18 protein-coding genes are annotated in these 16,377 nt (G+C 60.8%); all 18 read right to left on the bottom strand.

The window, feature by feature from the left end; translation table 11 throughout:
- The 18 genes from fliQ to T3A99_RS24170 all read right to left on the bottom strand — a co-directional run bounded on the left by fliQ (window position 1) and on the right by T3A99_RS24170 (window position 16,373).
- On the bottom strand, window positions 1–270 hold the full coding sequence (fliQ, locus tag T3A99_RS24255) for a flagellar biosynthesis protein FliQ (RefSeq protein ID WP_047226258.1): 270 nt from the start codon (window positions 268–270) through the stop codon (window positions 1–3).
- Window positions 271–294: 24 nt separating this feature from the next.
- Complete coding sequence (gene fliP, locus T3A99_RS24250) at window positions 295–1,044, bottom strand: flagellar type III secretion system pore protein FliP (RefSeq protein ID WP_047226257.1); 750 nt, start codon at window positions 1,042–1,044, stop codon at window positions 295–297.
- Window positions 1,044–1,481 carry a flagellar biosynthetic protein FliO gene (fliO, locus tag T3A99_RS24245; RefSeq protein ID WP_092397555.1) on the bottom strand — a complete coding sequence of 146 codons (438 nt, stop codon included), beginning with the start codon at window positions 1,479–1,481 and terminating at the stop codon, window positions 1,044–1,046. The genes fliP and fliO overlap by 1 nt, the downstream gene beginning before the upstream one ends.
- The gene (gene fliN, locus T3A99_RS24240) at window positions 1,482–1,940 is read right to left on the bottom strand and encodes a flagellar motor switch protein FliN (protein WP_047226255.1); all 459 of its coding nucleotides are present in this window, start codon (window positions 1,938–1,940) and stop codon (window positions 1,482–1,484) included.
- Between the two features lie 54 nt (window positions 1,941–1,994).
- The gene (gene fliM, locus T3A99_RS24235; RefSeq protein WP_003184019.1) at window positions 1,995–2,963 is read right to left on the bottom strand and encodes a flagellar motor switch protein FliM; all 969 of its coding nucleotides are present in this window, start codon (window positions 2,961–2,963) and stop codon (window positions 1,995–1,997) included.
- Between the two features lie 9 nt (window positions 2,964–2,972).
- Complete coding sequence (gene fliL / locus T3A99_RS24230; RefSeq protein ID WP_047226254.1) at window positions 2,973–3,476, bottom strand: flagellar basal body-associated protein FliL; 504 nt, start codon at window positions 3,474–3,476, stop codon at window positions 2,973–2,975.
- A 234-nt stretch (window positions 3,477–3,710) separates the two neighbouring features.
- Complete coding sequence (locus tag T3A99_RS24225; protein ID WP_322834878.1) at window positions 3,711–5,081, bottom strand: flagellar hook-length control protein FliK; 1,371 nt, start codon at window positions 5,079–5,081, stop codon at window positions 3,711–3,713.
- Window positions 5,082–5,169: 88 nt separating this feature from the next.
- Window positions 5,170–5,514 (bottom strand): Hpt domain-containing protein, encoded by a 345-nt coding sequence (locus T3A99_RS24220; protein ID WP_047226252.1) that lies wholly within the window; start codon window positions 5,512–5,514, stop codon window positions 5,170–5,172.
- A gap of 31 nt (window positions 5,515–5,545) precedes the next feature.
- Window positions 5,546–7,252, bottom strand: coding sequence for an ATP-binding SpoIIE family protein phosphatase (locus T3A99_RS24215; protein ID WP_047226251.1), 1,707 nt, complete (start codon window positions 7,250–7,252; stop codon window positions 5,546–5,548).
- Window positions 7,253–7,261: 9 nt separating this feature from the next.
- Window positions 7,262–7,657: an STAS domain-containing protein gene (locus T3A99_RS24210; protein ID WP_331717220.1), complete on the bottom strand. Its 396-nt coding sequence runs from the start codon at window positions 7,655–7,657 to the stop codon at window positions 7,262–7,264.
- A gap of 102 nt (window positions 7,658–7,759) precedes the next feature.
- Window positions 7,760–8,209, bottom strand: coding sequence for a flagellar export protein FliJ (gene fliJ / locus T3A99_RS24205; protein WP_047226250.1), 450 nt, complete (start codon window positions 8,207–8,209; stop codon window positions 7,760–7,762).
- Between the two features lie 6 nt (window positions 8,210–8,215).
- Window positions 8,216–9,574, bottom strand: coding sequence for a flagellar protein export ATPase FliI (gene fliI, locus T3A99_RS24200; protein WP_047226249.1), 1,359 nt, complete (start codon window positions 9,572–9,574; stop codon window positions 8,216–8,218).
- Window positions 9,564–10,409, bottom strand: coding sequence for a flagellar assembly protein FliH (fliH, locus tag T3A99_RS24195; RefSeq protein ID WP_047226248.1), 846 nt, complete (start codon window positions 10,407–10,409; stop codon window positions 9,564–9,566). Before fliH ends, fliI begins: the two co-directional genes overlap by 11 nt.
- Window positions 10,410–10,416: 7 nt before the next feature.
- A complete protein-coding gene (gene fliG, locus T3A99_RS24190; protein WP_003199086.1) occupies window positions 10,417–11,436 on the bottom strand; it encodes a flagellar motor switch protein FliG in 1,020 nt (339 codons plus the stop codon).
- A complete protein-coding gene (gene fliF, locus T3A99_RS24185) occupies window positions 11,429–13,213 on the bottom strand; it encodes a flagellar basal-body MS-ring/collar protein FliF (RefSeq protein ID WP_047226247.1) in 1,785 nt (594 codons plus the stop codon). The genes fliG and fliF overlap by 8 nt, the downstream gene beginning before the upstream one ends.
- Before the next feature lie 15 nt (window positions 13,214–13,228).
- Entirely contained in the window at window positions 13,229–13,555 is a 327-nt protein-coding gene (gene fliE / locus T3A99_RS24180) for a flagellar hook-basal body complex protein FliE (RefSeq protein ID WP_047226246.1), read from the bottom strand.
- 215 nt (window positions 13,556–13,770) lie between these two features.
- The gene (locus T3A99_RS24175; protein ID WP_047226245.1) at window positions 13,771–15,159 is read right to left on the bottom strand and encodes a sigma-54-dependent transcriptional regulator; all 1,389 of its coding nucleotides are present in this window, start codon (window positions 15,157–15,159) and stop codon (window positions 13,771–13,773) included.
- 5 nt (window positions 15,160–15,164) lie between these two features.
- Window positions 15,165–16,373 (bottom strand): sensor histidine kinase, encoded by a 1,209-nt coding sequence (locus tag T3A99_RS24170; protein ID WP_173407214.1) that lies wholly within the window; start codon window positions 16,371–16,373, stop codon window positions 15,165–15,167.
- Window positions 16,374–16,377 lie beyond the last annotated feature (4 nt).

The following is a 16,377-nucleotide window of genomic DNA, read 5'->3' as shown; positions in this document are numbered from 1 at the left end:
TCAGCCGATCAACTGCGGAATACTGCCGTAAAGCTGCAGGATGTATTCCATGAAAGTTTGCACCAGCCAGGGACCGGCGACGATCAACGTCACCAGCATTACCAGCAGACGCGGCAGGAAGCTGAGGGTCTGTTCGTTGATCTGGGTCGCGGCCTGGAACATCGCCACCAGCAAGCCCACCAGCAGGCTGGGTATCACCAGCACAGCGACCATCATGGTCGTCAGCCAGAGCGCTTCGCGGAACAGGTCTACCGCTACTTCAGGCGTCATATTCTTGCTACCCGCACAAATGGCCTAAACACCGCCGAAACTGCCCGCCAGGGTGCCGATGATCAGGGCCCAGCCGTCCACGAGCACGAACAGCATGATCTTGAACGGCAGGGAAATGATCAATGGCGACAGCATCATCATACCCATGGCCATGAGCACACTGGCGACCACCAGGTCGATGATCAGGAACGGGATGAAAATCATGAAACCAATCTGGAACGCGGTCTTGAGCTCGGACGTCACGAACGCCGGCACCAGGATGGTCAGCGGCGCTTGATCCGGGCTGGCAATGTCAGTGCGCTTGGACAGGCGCATGAACAGTTCCAGGTCGCTGGTGCGGGTCTGGGCCAGCATGAAATCCTTGATCGGCACTTCAGCCTTGGCCACCGCGTCTTGGGCGGTGATGGTTTCCGCCAGATAGGGCTGCAGCGCATCCTGGTTCACCCGGTCGAAGACCGGTGCCATGATGAACATCGTCAAGAACAGCGCCATGCCGGTAAGAATCTGATTCGACGGCGTCTGCTGCAAGCCCAGGGCCTGGCGCAGGATCGAAAAGACGATAATGATCCGAGTGAAACTGGTCATCAGCATGACGAACGCCGGGATGAAACTCAGCGCGGTCATGATCAGCAGGATCTGCAGGCTGACCGAATACTCCTGAGCTCCTTCGGCGTTGGTGCCCAAGGTAATTGCCGGGATCGACAGTGGATCGGCGGCAAGCACCAACGGCGCGGCCAGCATCAGGACCACCGCCAACAGAATGCGCAATGGCATTACTTTTTATCCTTCTGATCTTTACCCAACAGCTCCATGAGACGCTGGGCAAACTCGGGGGTGGCCTGGTCGGTGGCAGGCACCTGCACCGGCTCCTTGAGAACATGCAATGCAGTAATGGTACCCGGGCTCAGCCCCAGCAGAATCTGCTCGTTGCCAACCTGAACCAGCACCAGCCGGTCCCGCGGGCCAAGCGCGCGGGAACCGACGATGTCGATGACCTGCCCCTTGCCGGCTGGCCCCGCCTGCTGCACGCGCCGCAGCAACCAGGCCAGGAAGAAGATCAACCCCAGCACCAGCAGCAGACCGAGCACCAATTGCGCCAGTTGCCCGGCGATCCCGCTACTCGCCGCCGGCGCAGCCGCTACGGTGGCTACCGGTTCGGCCGCCAGCACGCTGAATGGCAGCATCAAGGCTGCGGCGAAAAAACCTTTCACTCAGCGCAGCTTCTTGATGCGTTCGCTCGGGCTGATCACGTCCGTCAGGCGAATGCCGAACTTCTCGTTGACCACCACTACCTCGCCATGGGCGATCAGCGTGCCGTTGACCAGTACATCCAACGGCTCGCCAGCCAGGCGATCCAGCTCGATCACCGAGCCCTGGTTAAGCTGCAGCAGATTGCGGATGTTGATGTCGGTGCTGCCCACTTCCATGGAAATCGACACCGGGATGTCGAGAATCACGTCCAGGTTCGGCCCGTCCAGCGTCACCTGTTCGTTGCTTCTGGGCACGCTGCCAAACTCTTCCATCGGCAGGCGGTTGGAGGCGTGAGCGCCAGTGTCGGCCGCCAGCAAAGCGTCAATGTCGGCCTGCCCGGCGTCGCCGGTTTCTTCCAGGGCCGCAGCCCACTCGTCGGCCAGCGCCTGGTCATCCTGGGTGTTCATATCGTCAGCCATCATTTGTCCTCGGCGGGCAAAAATTCAGTTAAAAACGTAAGGATTCGACACCGCTCAGCGGCGTTCGATCGGCTCGATCACCTGCAACGCCAGGTTGCCTTTGTGAGAGCCCATCTTGACCTTGAAGGCCGGTACACCGTTGGCGCGCATGATCATGTCTTCAGGCATCTCGACAGGAATAATGTCCCCCGGCTGCATATGCAGGATGTCCCGCAGGCGCAGCTGACGCCGGGCAACCGTCGCGCCGATCGGCACGTCGACATCCAGCACATCCTGACGCAAAGCATTGATCCAGCGCTCGTCCTGATCGTCGAGATCCGACTGGAAGCCGGCGTCGAGCATTTCCCGTACCGGCTCGATCATCGAGTACGGCATGGTCACGTGCAGATCGCCACCACCGCCATCGAGCTCGATGTGGAAGGTCGAAACCACAATGGCTTCGCTCGGGCCGACGATGTTGGCCATGGCCGGGTTCACTTCCGAGTTGATGTACTCGAAGTTCACTTCCATGATCGCCTGCCAGGCCTCCTTCAGATCGACAAAGGCCTGCTCCAGCACCATGCGCACTACCCGCAGCTCGGTCGGGGTGAATTCACGCCCTTCGATCTTGGCGTGACGACCGTCACCGCCGAAGAAGTTGTCCACCAGCTTGAACACCAGTTTGGCGTCAAGGATGAACAGCGCTGTGCCGCGCAACGGCTTGATCTTCACCAGGTTGAGGCTGGTGGGTACATACAGCGAGTGCACGTATTCACCGAACTTCATCACCTGCACGCCACCGACGGCCACATCGGCCGAACGGCGCAGCATGTTGAACATGCTGATGCGGGTGTATCGGGCGAAACGCTCGTTGATCATTTCCAGGGTCGGCATCCGTCCGCGAACGATGCGATCCTGGCTGGTCAGGTCGTAGCTTTTGACGCTGCCCGGCTCAGCAGCGTTTTCGGTCTGCACCAGGCCATCGTCGACACCATGCAACAGCGCGTCGATTTCATCCTGGGACAACAGGTCCTGCACGGCCATGTCGGGTTCCTACTGCAATACGAAGTTAGTGAAGAGCAACTGTTCGATCACCACTTTGCCGAGCTCTTTCTGAGCCACTTCCTGCACGCTGGCCGTGGCTTTCTGACGCAGCATTTCCTGGCCGACGGGCGTGGCCAGGGTGTCGAAATTCTGTCCGGAAAAGAGCATCACCAGGTTATTGCGGATCAGTGGCATGTGCACCCGCAGCGCTTCCAGATCAGCCTGGTTGCGGCCCAACAGGGTGATACTGACCTGCATGTAGCGTTGGCGGCCGTTCTGGGTGTAGTTGGCCACGAAAGCGGGCGCCATCGGCTCGAAAATCGCCGGCTGCTTGCCCACCGGCGCGGCCTCGACCGCCACGGCCGGCTTGCTTTGAGCGTTGTGCATGAAATACCAGGTCGCCCCCACAGAGACCCCAATGGCCAGGAGCAAGCCCACCACGATCAAGATGATCAGCTTGATTTTGCCCTTGGTTGCCGGGTCCTTTACAGCTGCTGCTTCGCTCTTCGCCATGCCAATAATCCGTCACTAATCGGGGTTTTCACTGTTGCACGGCAAGGCAGGAGCAAGTGTTATGCCAGAAGTGTCGGGGCACAAGGATCACGATTGGGATGCAATCTGCAGAACGCCATAAAACCAATGTGGGAGCGAGCCTGCTCGCGATAGCGGAGTGTCAGTCACCCATTTTGGGACTGATTCACCTCTATCGCGAGCAGGCTCGCTCCCACAGGGGGGGACATCTTGGGGTCAGGCGTAGAAATCGACCGCGCTGGTGCCGATCACGCTGGTGGCAGTGGCTGCTACTTCAGCAATGCTGGCTGGCAGGTCTTCCTCTACCGAATCCACCCGACCGCCGGACGATGTTGTGCGCCCAGCCTGGGCCTGTTGCTGCGCTTGCTGTTCCTGCCCTTGGGAGCCACGGGATTGGTCGGACACGCTGACGTCGACCTGGCCCATGCCCTGCTGGGCAAAACTGTCGCGCAGGCGATGCATCTGACCTTCGAGCGCTTCGCGAACGCCGGAATGAGCGCTCATGAACGTCACCTGGGTCTGCTGATCCGGAACCATGTTCACCCGAATATCCAGACGACCGAGTTCGGCCGGCTGCAACTGGATATCGGCCGCCTTGAGGTTGACACTCGACAGGTACATCACCCGGTTGACCACTTCTTCGGTCCAGCCGCTCTGATTCATGGCGATAGGCTGGTTGACCGGTATCGCATTGGCGGTTTTTGGCGTGGCGGCCTGGGTTAGCGCTGCCAGACGGTTGGCGAAGTCATCCACGCGAGTATCGCTGGAGGCGGCGGTCAGATCCTTGAGACCTTCATTGATCAAACCGCCAAATGCTTTTTCACTGCCCTGGCTGCCGGGGCCGGTACTGCTCTGATCAGCCTGGACGGTGAGCATGCTTGCCATGCCGGCGGCAAAGGTTTGGGCCGATGTCGGCTCACCGTCAACCGATGCAGGGGCAGGCGTCTTGGACTGCGCGTGGCTGGCAGCGGAAACATGGCCGCTCTGCTCCATCGCCAGGCGCAAGGCAGGCAATGCATCAAGCGGATCGGCCGCCGGATCGAATTCAGGATCGACCACAGCCGAAGTCTGGGCTGCTGCGGCCAATGGAGCAACCGGCGCCGCCACCGCAGCCGCGACTTGAGGCATCGTCGTGGCCACCACGGGGGCGGGTTCTGCCTCGGTTGCGACAACCGTTGCGATCATATCCGGCAGCAGCGCGGGGTCCACAGCCGGATCGCCAGAAGCAACTTCCGCCACTGGGGTTTCAGTCGTGTCGGCACCGTCATCACTGGCCACCTTGTCATCGGCCGTTGACGGCTTGTCGGCGGGCAAGGATTTGCCGCTATCGGCAACCGTCGTCTCGGAGGCGGCAGCCGTTTCGTTGCCATCGTCTTTTTTGACGGTGTTATCAGAAGCCTGGTCGCGCATCTGTTTAACCGATGGCTCGGGGGCGGTCGACGACTTCGCGGGGGCCTGGCGGGCGAAGACCTGGGCGAAGCTGGAGGCTTTATTCCCGAACTCAGGGGCCGCTGCCGGTGAATTGACGGCGGCCTGAGGCTTGGCCTGCGGGGTGGCCTGAAGCAGTGTATTGGGCGTTACGGGCATAAAAAGGTCTCCGCTGCACTGGAATCATAGGTACAGTCGAGAGAGGACAATGCAAGGGACGGGCCAACCTATTGGCAATGCTCGAATCTCAGCAGTGGAACCCTTCACGCTCTTCCCTGCAAAGCTTGCGGACATGGGCGAATTCACTGTCGATTTCGCTGACCAGCTTTTCAATCCCGCTCAACGACGGCTGTTTGGCACGTTGCTCCAGTTCGCCACACAGTTCTGCCAGGCGGATGGCGCCCATGTTGCTGCTGCTGCCCTTGAAACTGTGGGCCGTGGCACTGAGCTTTTCCGCATCCCGCGCCTCATGCAGCACACGCAGGCGTGCTTCGGAATCGTTAAGAAAGGTATCCAGCAACTCCAGATACCCGTCCTCCATGACTTCCTTCAACGTACTCAGTACGTCGCGGTCCAGATGAATCTCACTCACTTGTTCGCTCCCTGATCAAGAATGGCGCCGATTATGCCAGAGCCTCCCAGAAAAACTCCACGCGCGCACTACGACCATCGTCGGACCAGCAGGCCTGATGGCTCAACTGACGCACCAGGCTCACGCCGCGCCCCGACAACCGGTTACTGTCCGCAGGTCGTGCCAACACCCGGGCGACATCGAAGCCCTGGCCACTGTCTTCGACTTCAATGACCAGACGACCACCGTCACCGTGAGGCGTGACGTGCACATGAACCCGGACGTGACCGCTGTTCAATTCATCCAGGCGCTGGTTGCGCTCGCTGTAGTAACGGGCGAAACCCGACGCGTCGCGCTTGAGACTCGAATCGAGCCCCAATACGCCATGGTCCAGCGCATTGGAGTAGAGCTCCGACAGCACGCTGTAAAGAGCGCCACTCTGAGCCCTGAGCCCATGAACCTCAAGCAACAGCTGCAACAGGTACGGCATCGGGTTGAACCGCCTGAGCGTCTGCGCGCGAAACTCGAAACTCATCGACCAGTCCAGCGGACTGGACTGGCCGCTATCGGAATAGACCGGCGGTGGCGGGTTGAGTTGCGTCGGCGCGACCAAGCGCACCTCGACCATGCTGAAGTCGTCCCGCGGCTCGCCGCGAAAGTCCCGCAAGGCTTGCTGGATGTCTTCGAAAAGACAGTCGGGCTCACGATTGGCCGAAAAGACCTGTTGCAAACGCTCCACGCCAAACAGCTGCTCATTGTCGTCAGCGGTGTCGATCACGCCATCGGACAGCAGGAATACCCGGTCACCCAGCGACATGGGGTGTACTTCAGTGCGGTCATCGAACAACTGGGGAGTGAGCACGCCCAGCGGCAGGTGCCGCGCCGGCAATGGCGTGCGCACACCGCTGAGGCTGTCATGCAGGTAACCATCGGGCATGCCGCCGTTCCAGACTTCCACCGTGCAGCGCTGGAAACTCAGGCATAACAGGGTCGCGCAACAGAACATGTCCACCGGCAGGATGCGCTTGAGCTTGGCATTCATCTCCCGCAGGATCTGCGCCAGGCCATAACCTTTGGCGGTCATGCCGTAGAACACCTCCGCCAGCGGCATCGCGCCGACAGCGGCCGGCAAACCGTGTCCGGTGAAATCCCCCAGCAGGATGTGCATATCGCCCGCCGGGTTGAATGCGGCCAGCAGCAGATCGCCGTTGAACAGGGCGTAAGGGGATTGCAGGTAACGGATGTTCGGTGCGCTCAGACAGCCGGAATGGGCGATCTTGTCGAACACGGCCTTGGCCACGCGCTGCTCGTTGAGCAGGTAGTCATGGTGCCGGGATATCTGGTCACGCTGTTCCACGACAGTGGCCTGCAACCGACGCAAGCGGTCCATGGCCTTGATCTTGGCGGCCAGGATGACCTGGTTATACGGCTTGGCCAGAAAATCGTCACCCCCGGCTTCCAGACATCGGGCCAAGGCTTCGCTTTCGGTCAACGAGGTGAGAAAGATGATCGGAACCAACTGCTCCCCAGCCAGTTGCTTGATCTTTTGCGCCGCCTCGAAACCATCCATCACCGGCATCATCGCATCCATCAGCACCAGGTGCGGACGCTGCTGGATATAGATGTCCACCGCTTCGGCACCGTCAGCCGCAGTGAGCACGTGATGGCCCTGACGACGGACAATAGTCGACAGCAGCAGTCGGTCAGCGGCACTGTCTTCGGCAATCAGGACCGTCAGCGGTTCGAGGTCGGACAACATGGCTGCCGGTCAAGCTTTTCCGGGATGAAGTTTGTCCTGGAGATGGCCTGCCTGTGGCTTGTCTTTTTCTCCCGAGCTGTCTTTCCCTGCTTCTTCTTTCGGATAGATATCGAACAGCTTGTCGAAGTTGGAGATCGCGAGGATTTTCTTGACGTCACTGTTGCTGTTCACGATCCGGATATCCGAATCTTCGCCGCCGGCATGATCGCGTAGCAGCAGGAGCATGCCCAAGGCGGAACTGTCGAGATAAGTGGCTTCTTTCAAGTCCACCACAATGGATTCGGGCTTTTTGTTGAGCCGCTCGTAAGACTCGCGAAACTCCTGATGCCGCCCAAAATCGAAACGACCCTTGATCGAGATCGTCAGCTTTTGCCCATCGGGGGATACTTCGGTAACGACTGACATGTTCGGCTTCCTTGTCATGGACATACGTGTACAAGGTTTAGCACCTGGTAGAAGTCTGAGCAAGGTTTGGAACACTTCCCTCTCAAAATCCCGGCCCGATGATCAATACGGATCCTGACGCGGCAGACGCTGGGACAATTCATCCAGCAGTTTTTGCTCGCGCCTGTCCTCCAATCGCCGCGCTTCGTCGATATAACGCTGTACGAGTTTGCGCAGCCCTTCGACACGGGCGAAAGCCTCCTGCCAACTCTGGCGAGCCTTTTCCAGGTTGTTCTGGTGCCAGACCAGACTCTGGCGCTGCTGGTCAATGGCGGTGCCCAATTGCGCAAGAAAGCCCTGGTAACCCAGCAACCATTGGCCGGAAACCCCATGGCTGCCACGGGCGATCCACTGCTCCTGGTATTCGAGACGGAAGTTTTCCAGGTCCGCCAGTTTGCTTTCGGCGACGGCCACCTGCCCCTGGAAATATGCCAGACGCTGGACGGCGGTTTTTTCGGCTTTTTCCGCCATCTCCACCACGGGCGCCAGACGCGCCGCACGACTCGTGGCCATGGCCGGTTATCCGCCGGCGACCGGAGTGAAGATGCTCTGCAGGTGCGCCTCGCTGGCGCCCATGCCGATGTTGTCGTTCAGGCTCTGGCGCAGATAGACCGCCATTGCCGGATAGAGATTGATGGCGGTATCGGTCTCACGATCACCGCCGGGCACGTAGGCACCGACGCTGATCAGATCGCGGCTTTGCTGATAGCGCGACCAGTATTGCTTGAACTGTTGGGCACGCTTGAGGTGCTCGGCGCTGATGACCGACGGCATGACCCGACTAATGGACGCCTCGATGTCGATGGCCGGATAGTGCCCTTCTTCGGCCAGACGCCGGGACAACACGATGTGACCGTCGAGCACGCCACGGGCCGAGTCGGCAATGGGATCCTGCTGATCGTCGCCTTCGGACAGCACGGTATAGAACGCCGTGATCGAACCGCCGCCCTTTTCCGCATTACCGGCGCGCTCAACCAGCTTGGGCAACTTGGCGAATACCGAGGGTGGATAGCCTTTGGTGGCCGGCGGTTCGCCGATGGCCAGGGCGATTTCCCGCTGGGCCTGGGCGAAACGGGTCAACGAGTCCATCAGCAGCAGGACATTCTTGCCCTTGTCGCGGAAATACTCGGCGATCCGCGTGCAGTACATGGCGGCCCGCAGGCGCATCAACGGTGCATCATCGGCTGGCGAAGCCACGACCACTGATCGCTTGAGGCCCTCTTCGCCGAGGATGTGCTCGATGAACTCCTTCACCTCGCGACCCCGTTCGCCGATCAGCCCGACCACGATAATGTCCGCCTCGGTGAATCGGGTCATCATGCCCAGCAGCACACTCTTGCCCACCCCCGTACCGGCAAACAGGCCCAGACGCTGACCGCGCCCGACCGTCAACAAACCGTTGATGCAACGAATGCCCACGTCCAGCGGCACGCTGATGGGGTCGCGCTTGAGGGGGTTGATCGTCGGGCCGTCCATCGGCACCCAATCCTCGGCCTTCATGCCGCCCTTGCCGTCCAGGGCACGCCCGGCGCCGTCCAGCACCCGTCCGAGCATGCTCATGCCCATGGGCAGCCGACCGGTGTCAGCCAAAGGCACAACCCGCGCGCCAGGTGCGATGCCGGCTACGCTGCCCACCGGCATCAGAAAGACCTTGCTGCCGGAGAAGCCCATGACTTCGGCTTCGACCTGGACCGGGTGATAACTGTCGTCGTTGATCACCATGCAACGACTGCCCATGGCGGCACGCAGGCCCTCGGCTTCGAGGGTCAGGCCAACCATGCGCAGCAAGCGCCCTTCCAGGATCGGCTGCCCGGCCAGCTCGGTGGCCTCGGCGTAGCTGCCCAGGCGCTTGCCGAAGCTGGTTCGCTCAAGGCGCATCGCGGCCGTCCAGTTCAGGGGTACTGAGTTCAAGAGCATCCGACTCTGCGGCGTCTGGATCAATAGGGGTGTCAACCTGGGGCTCGTCCGGCAATTCCAGGCTCAGGTCGGCAGCAGCCGGGTGCAGTGCCTGTTCGTGCAACTGGTCGAAGAGCTTGGCCATGATCTGGCTGATGCGGGTTTCGATGGTCGCATCAATGCGGCTGTGCTCGGTTTCCACACGGCAACCGCCCGGCAGCAGGGATTCGTCCTCGACGATGCGCCAGGTTTCTTCATGACGCTCACGCAGTGCCTTGACCAGTTCGAAATCCTGAGGATTGATGTACAGCCGCACATTGCCCACGCCCAACGGCAAAAGCTTGAGGGCTTCGCGCATGACGTGTTCGATCTGGCTCGAATCAATGGCCAGTTCCCGCTGGATCACTTGTCGAGTGATGTGCTGCACCAGCCCGACCAGGGACTTCTCGATCTGAGTGTCCTGCTCGGCGATGGGCTCGAACAGGTTGAGCATCAGCGATTCCAGCGCGCGGAGCTTGGCTGTCAGCGCTACGTCGGCTTCCTGGCGAACCTTGAGCGTGGTGCTATGGAAACCTTCTTTTTCACCAATGGCGAAGCCTTCGTTGTAGGCCTCCTGACGAATGCTTTCGACTTCTTCGAGGGTCAGTGGCTGGACTTCTTCCAGCGGCACCTCCTCCATTTCCGGCAGTTCTTCCTCGGGCTCAGGCTCAGGCTCGGGCACGTGGGGATCGAAGCTGGGCAGCGACCAGACGTCAAAACCACCGACGTCCCGAGCGCGGATCAGGTCGCTGGGTGAACCATCACTCTTGGCAGACATAACGACCTTAGATCATCTCTTCGCCGCCCTTGCCACCGAGCACGATCTCTCCGGCTTCGGCCATACGGCGGGCGATGGTGAGGATTTCCTTTTGTGCGGTTTCCACGTCGCTGACACGTACCGGGCCCTTGGCCTCGAGATCGTCGCGCAACAGTTCGGCCGCCCGTTTGGACATGTTCTTGAAGATCTTTTCCTTGACGCCTTCGTCCGACCCCTTGAGGGCCAGTACCAGGACGTCGGAGGACACTTCGCGCAACAGCGCCTGAATGCCGCGATCGTCGACATCGGACAGGTTGTTGAACACGAACATGAGGTCTTCGATCTGACCGGACAGGTCTTCGTCGAACTCGCGGATCGAGTCCATGAGCTGGCCTTCGATCGAACTGTCGAGGAAGTTCATGATGTCCGCCGCGCGCTTGATGCCACCCAGAGTGGTGCGCGAGGCATTGGAGTTACCCGAGAACTGCTTCTCGAGAATCTGGTTCAATTCTTTCAGGGCCGCCGGCTGCACGGTATTGAGCGACGATACCCGCAGGATGATGTCCAGGCGCACCTTATGATCGAAGTTGCCCAGCACCTCACCGGCCTGGTCCGGGTCGAGGTAAGCCACCACGATCGCCTGGATCTGCGGGTGCTCGTAACGAATCACGTCAGCCACCGCGCGCGGCTCCATCCACTTGAGGCTGTCCAGGCCGCTGGTATTGCCGCCCAGCAGAATCCGGTCGATCAGGCCATTAGCCTTGTCCTCGCCCAGGGCCTGGGTGAGCATTTTGCGCACGTAGTCGTCAGATCCGACGCCCAGGCTGGTCTGGTCGCCGACGATGTCGACGAACTCGCTCATCACCTGTTCGACCTGCTCACGGTGCACGTTGCCCATCTGCGCCATGGCCACGCCCACGCGCTGGACCTCCTTGGGCCCCATGTGACGCAACACTTGGGCGGCGTCGGTCGACCCCAGGGACAGCAGCAAAATCGCGGCTTTGTCGACCCGGGACAATTTGGCAACAGCGGCTCGATTATCACTCATCTGCGTTAATCCACTCTTTCACGACCTGGGCCACACGACCCGGATCTTCTGCCACCAGACTCTTGATAGCGTTCAACTGAGCGTCATAGCCTTCGCTCGGGCTTGGCAACAGAATGCTCTGCGGCCCGCCGAGGCTGACGCGATCATTGGCCAACTCGCCATCCAGGCCGCCCATGCCTCCCAGCTCTACATCACCCAAGCCAGCCAACTGCTTGTTCTTGCCGCCACCGGTAATGTTGTTGAGCACCGGACGCAGCACGCCGAACACCAGGATCAGGATGAACAGCACACCCAATACTTGCTTGACCACATCCCAGAACCAGGGTTGCGAATAAAATGGAATGTCGGCGATTTCTTCGCCGCGCTCCTGGGAGAACGGCACGTTGATCACGCTCACGCTGTCGCCACGGCTGGCGTCGAAACCGACCGCGTCCTGCACCAGGCGAGTGAACCGCGCCAGTTCGTCGGCACTCCACGGCGCACGGCTGGTTTCGCCATTGGCCGGGTTGATCTTGACCTGATCATCCACCACCACCGCGACCGACAGGCGATTCAAACGGCCCTGTTGCTGCTTGGTGTGGCTGATGGAGCGGTCGAGCTCGAAGTTCTTGGTCGATTGTTGGCGCTTGTCGGCCGGGTATGGCGCCAGCATCGGCTGACCGGTGGCCGGGTCCATGATCTGTTGGCCGTTGGCGTCGATCAGCGGCTGGCCCGGTTGCACCATGCCAGCGGCCGCAGTGGCACCACCGGTGGTCTGGGGCGCGCTGGCCGGCGACGGCGGTTGGTTGCTAAGCGCACCAGGCACGCCTTGCGGGCCATTGCTGGCGGTGCGTTGCTCGTTCACTGACTGTTCGCTGCGCAACGCCGGTTGATCAGGGTTGAACTGTTCGGACGTCGATTCGACGGAGCTGAAATCCACATCGGCCGACACCTCGGCCTTGTAGCGGTCGTTACCCAGGATCGGTTGCAGGATGTTGTGCACCCGCTGAGTCAGCATGCCTTCCATGCGACGGCTGTAGTCGAATTGTTTGCCGGCCATGGTCAGAGCAGAGTTCTCCGCCTGATCGGACAACAGGTTGCCCTTCTGGTCGACCACGGTGATCTGGGACTTGCTCAACTCGGGAACACTGGTAGCCACCAGATTGACGATGGCCACGACCTGGCTGGGCTCCAAAGAGCGACCGGAATACAGTTCAACCAGTACCGAGGCGCTTGGCTTGCGCTCATCGCGCACAAACACCGAGCTTTTTGGAATCGCCAGGTGCACACGGGCACCCTTGACGTTGTTCAGACTGGCAATGGTGCGCGCCAATTCGCCTTCAAGGCCGCGACGATAACGGGTCGCCTCCATGAACTGGCTGGTACCCAGGCCCTGGTCCTTGTCGAGGATCTCGAAACCGATATTGCCATCGGTGGGCGTTACGCCAGCAGCGGCGAGCTTGAGGCGCGCGCGCGCCACGTCGTCGGCCTTGACCAGCAAGGCGCCGGAATTGGGTTCGACGGTATAAGGAATGTCGGCGGCAGCCAGGGTTTCCATGACTTGCTTGGCGTCCATGCCCTCCAGACTGCCGTACAAAGGACGGTAGTCTGGCTGCTGGGACCACAGCACCACGGCAAACCCGATCGCCACGCTGGCAGCCAGGCCGACCAACAGGCCCACCTGACGCAGCATGGTCATCTCGGAGAGGTTTTCCAGGAAGGACAGACCGAACAGCGGCGGTTTGCCGTCGGGCGGAGTGGCCTTGGCCGGAACGTTATCAGCGACTGCTTCTGCCATGACTCAATAATTTCCTTAGACCGGCATCTGCATGATGTCTTGGTAGGCTTGAACCAGCTTGTTACGAACCTGGGTCAACGCCTGAAACGAGACACTGGCTTTCTGCGAAGAGATCATCACGTCCGTCAGATCGACGCCACTTTTGCCAATCTCGAAAGCACTGGCCAACTGACTCGATGCCTGCTGGGTATCGTTCACTTTATTGACGGCCTGACCGAGCATGTCGGAAAAACTGCTGGCGCCCACTTCCGGGACCGCGACCGACTTAGGCTGTGCCATGGCGTCCATTTGCATGGCCCGCATGTCCAGCATCAACCGATTAAATTCAATACCTTGGCTCATGGTCTACTCTCTCTGGCGGCCCGCATTTTTTTGACACTTACTCAGCGGGTACACAGGTATTAGCAACAAGGGTGCCAGCTCCGTGACCGTAAAAAACAAATGCATGTGGGAGCGGGCTTGCTCGCGAAGGCGGTGGTTCAGTCAATGCAACGGCGACTGGTAAATCGCTTTCGCGAGCAAGCCCGCTCCCACAAGGGATATTCGGTGCACATCACTCAACTGGCGAACAGGTAGGCCTCGACGTCCATGCCGGCGTCACGCATTTGCGCCAGCTTGTAGCGCAGGGTGCGCGGGCTGATCCCCAAGCGCTCGGCCGCTTCCTTGCGACGCCCGCGCTCGGCGCGCAGGGTGTCGATGATCATCTGGAATTCGCGACGACGCAGGTCGTCTCCCAAAGCACCGGCCGATTCGCCCTCCACTTCCGCCGGAGGGGCGAACGCCGGGACCGCTGACACGGCCGGCAATGGCGCGCAGGCCACCGGACCGCTCAGGCAAAAATCTTCCGGCTGGATCAGACCGCCCTGCTGCAGAATCAATGCCCGCTGAATCGCGTTATCCAGCTCCCGTACGTTGCCAGGCCAGGGGTAGGCGATCAGAAACGCCTGGGCCTCGGGGGACAGCCTGGCTGCCGCATGCTTCATTTTATTGACGTGTTTGGTCAGCAGACGCTCGGCCAGCGGCAGGATATCGGCGGTGCGCTCGCGCAACGGTCGCCAGGCCAGCGGAAATACTGACAGACGGTAGTAAAGGTCTTCGCGAAAACGCCCTGCCGCCACTTCGCCAGCCAGGTCGCGGTTGGTGGTCGCCACCACGCGGATATCCAGGCTGATAGGCTTGCGCGCACCCACCCGCTCCACTTCCCGCTCCTGCAACACGCGCAACAGCTTGGCTTGCAGGCCAAGGGGCATTTCGGAAATTTCATCGAGCAGAATGGTGCCACCGTCAGCCTGCTCGAACTTGCCGGCCTGGGCCGAGATGGCGCCAGTAAACGAGCCCTTCTCGTGACCGAACAGCGTCGCCTCCAACATATTGTCGGGAATCGCCGCACAGTTAATGGCAATGAACGGTTCGCTGGCACGCCGGGATTGCTGGTGAATGTAGCGCGCCAGCACCTCCTTGCCGGTGCCGGATTCGCCGGAAATCAAAACAGTGGAGTCGCTGCGAGCCACCCGCGCGGCCAACGCCAGCAACTGCGCACTGGCCGGTTCGATCGCGACCGGGCCTTCACCCTCGACGGCAGGGCTGCCCAAGGCATGGCGGGCCACCAGATCCAACAGCGCCTTGGGCTCGAACGGCTTGACCAGATAATCCGCAGCCCCCTGGCGCATGGCATCCACGGCACGCTCGACGGCACCGTGGGCAGTCATCAGCAGGACCGGCAATTGAGGTTGGCGGGCGCGCAACAAACCAAGCAGCTGGTGCCCATCCATGCCCGGCATGTTGACGTCACTGACCACCAGGCCGAAGGTCTCTTGAGCCACGGCCAGCAAAGCATCTTCCGCCGAACCGACGGCGGTGTAATCGTGCCCGGCCAGCACCAGGGTATCGGCCAGCGCCTCACGCAGGGCCCGGTCATCCTCAACCAGTAACACCTTGATCGCCATGACCTTCACTCCACTCCCGGCGTACTGGAAAACAATGGCAAAAGCACCAGTGCACAGGTGCCACGCCCCAGACGCGAGCGCAGTTGCAATTCTCCCTGATGGGCACGCGCCACTGCCTTGACTACGGTCAGGCCCAAGCCCGTGCCTGTGGTCTTGGTGGTAAAAAAGGGTTCGCCCAAACGCGCCAGCACCGCTGGCTCGATGCCGCTACCACTGTCACTGACACACAAGCGCAAGGTGTTGCCCCGTGTGAACAAGTGCACTTTGAGCCGGACGTCGCCGCCGCTGGCCTGGACCGCGTTTTCGATCAGGTTCAACACTGCGCCCACCAGGGTGTCGCGATTACACAACACCTCGCCAGCATGGCTGTCGCATTGCCAGCGAATTGGCAGGTCCTGCACGTGAGTCAATGCGGCGGCTTGCAAGGATTGCAGCAAGACCTTGGGGGTGACGCGATCGGTCAATGGCAACTCGCCACGAGCGAACACCAGCATGTCGCGCACCTGATGCTCCAGCTCGTGCAGCCGCTCTTTCAGGCGTCCGGCGAAGCGTTGCTGGGTTTCCACCGGCAGTTGCTGCTCGGTCAGATGACTGGCGTACAGCAAAGCGGCCGACAGCGGCGTACGAATCTGATGAGCCAGCGAGGCCACCATCCGCCCCAGGGAAGACAGGCGTTCGTGGCGGGCCAGTTGATCTTGCAGGTGACGGGTTTCAGTCAGGTCATTGAGCAGCACCAATTGCCCGGGCTCGGCGTCCAGCGAACGAGTGGAGATGGACAGGCGCCGACCGTCCTTGAGCGACACTTCATGGCCGTCGTCTTCACGCGGGGCGAAGCAGCGGGCGATGACGTGCCGCCACAACTCGCCCTCCAATGGCAGGCCAAGCAGCTCGCAGGCCGCCGGATTGGCTTCGCGCACGCGACCATGGGCATCGATGACGATAACGCCACCGGGCAACAGATCGAGGAGATTTTGCAGCCGATTAGCCAGCCGTTCCTTTTCCGCCAGCTCCTGCATGCGCTGGGCACTGACCACTGCCAGCTCGCCCTTGAGCTCAGTGACGCGAGCTTCGAGGAGGCTGTAGGAATCGGTCAACCGGCTGGACATCTGGTCGAACAGCGAAAAGGCCTGCTCAAGTCCAACCCGGCTTGCCTGCTCGGCGGACGGCATGATCCCCGGCTCGGGGACAGGTGAGATCTGGGCGGCTTGGGTCATCGTG

This window comes from Pseudomonas sp. N-137 (genome assembly GCF_034555295.1).
GTDB lineage: Bacteria > Pseudomonadota > Gammaproteobacteria > Pseudomonadales > Pseudomonadaceae > Aquipseudomonas > Aquipseudomonas rhizophila.
The sequence above is the reverse complement of the archived record's forward strand: the minus strand, read 5'-3'. Positions and strand labels throughout refer to the sequence as shown.